The sequence below is a fragment of the Cyanobacteriota bacterium genome, from assembly GCA_025054735.1.
GTDB lineage: Bacteria > Cyanobacteriota > Cyanobacteriia > SKYG9 > SKYG9 > SKYG9.
This window is the reverse complement of record JANWZG010000613.1, coordinates 1-1565: the sequence shown is the minus strand read 5'-3', so window position 1 is coordinate 1565 and position 1565 is coordinate 1. Positions and strand designations below refer to the sequence as shown.

The window sequence follows — 1565 nt, the reverse complement described above, 5'->3', positions numbered from 1 at the left end:
TTGAAACCCCTGATACGGATAGCCTTACCCTTACGAAGAAGTTTCAGAACAACCGCGATCCCCTCAGTCAATCAGTGTTGACGATCGCCCGTGCTGGTCTACGCATTATGGCTGGCTTCATCATCGGCTTTGATGGCGAACGACAAGGCGCAGGACAACGTATCGTGCAATTTGTCGAGCAGACAACCATTCCCACTGCCATGGTAGGCATGTTGCAAGCCCTGCCCGACACCGCACTGTGGCATCGGCTCGACAAGGAACAGCGGCTCCTGTCCAACACCAGCGATGGTGACCAACTCCGACTAATGAACTTTGTGCCAACTCGGCCCTTATCGGAAATTGTGGATGAATATATTCATGCCTTTTGGACTCTTTATGATCCACTGGTACTCTTGAATCGGATTTATCGCCATTTCTTGATTTTGGGGGATGCCCAAAAGCGGCATTACCAACACCGCACCCAGTCTGCAGGTAGTCCTGAGATTAACTGGGTTACTATCCGGGCACTATTGATTGTGCTCTGGCGACAAGGCTTCTATCGCAAAACCCGCTGGCGCTTTTGGCTGAATCTAATTCACCTAGCAGTGCAGTATCCTGCTGTGGTGACTAACTATTTGTCGGTATGCGGCATGGGGGAACATTTTATTGAGTATCGCCATACGGTTCGTCGGCAACTTGAAGCTCAGTTGCATGACTATCTGAAGCAGCAGGCAGAGTTAGAGTCTACTCAAGCCAAGGCTGAGGTTGCGGCATAGGCTAGCAAGGTTTCCAGCTAGTTGTGCTGTTGACGATGGAGGTCTACGATCGCCGTAATTAGCTCCTTCTCTGATGCTTTACAGATTGTCCAGGGTTCAGGGACATTGATCGATTTACCCATAGACACATAAAGGTGCTCGATATTACCCTCGCTATCAAATTCTGGATTAATAGTCACCAATGCTTCCCAACCAACTCCATCTTTGAGATGACCAAGACTCCAGCCGTTGGTTTTGACTAGAACCTCTATGTGATAATTTTTTTGGTCAATGGCCCTAACCTGCTTGTAATCTTCCAGTAGCTTTTTAACAACCTTCTCCAGCTCACGCATAGCTCCTTGCTTAGTGGCCTCCTTCTCAGCTCTCTTCGCCTGTTTCTCTTGTTGCTGGTGTTCATACTCCTGTTTCAGAGCAGCAAAGGGATTGGAGCGTCCCCGTGCAACTGCGGTTGCATGTCGCATAAATGGTAGGTGCTTAGCTGTAATCGTTACCCCCCGTTATAACTACGGATAATTGAAGTTGGCAAGGATATCAAAGGATATCAAAGGATGTTATTAGTAGTCCTGAGATCAGCCGTGGCATGAATCAATAATTAGATTAAATTCAGTATATTTACAGGTGACAATCTTGCTAGACAATCACCATTCCATATGTGTTACTTAGCACTGTTATGGTGTGGAGACGACAAGCTGTCACCCTTGTATAAGAAAGTGGCTATCCATAGGTGAATTCATAGAAACCCATAGGAACTTGCTTGTGATCAGGGTTATCCAATAGGCAACTTCTAATGGTGTTATGTTTCTAACGACT

The 1565-nt window shown here is 46.8% G+C and carries 2 protein-coding genes; one reads left to right on the top strand and one right to left on the bottom strand.

Annotation, left to right across the window (positions count from 1 at the left end; all coding sequences use genetic code 11):
* Positions 1-755, top strand: a 755-nt coding sequence (locus NZ772_18710; GenBank protein ID MCS6815589.1) for a DUF4070 domain-containing protein, incomplete at its 5' end; no start/stop codon positions are given.
* A gap of 17 nt (positions 756-772) precedes the next feature.
* Here the strand turns inward: NZ772_18710 and NZ772_18705 are convergent.
* Positions 773-1216: a hypothetical protein gene (locus NZ772_18705; protein ID MCS6815588.1), complete on the bottom strand. Its 444-nt coding sequence runs from the start codon at positions 1214-1216 to the stop codon at positions 773-775.
* Between the last annotated feature and the right edge of the window lie 349 nt (positions 1217-1565).

Coding starts and splice junctions, on each gene's coding strand:
- NZ772_18705 (MCS6815588.1), bottom strand. CDS start 1,216: ATGCGACATGCAACCGCAGTTGCACGGGGACGCTCCAATCCCTTTGCT.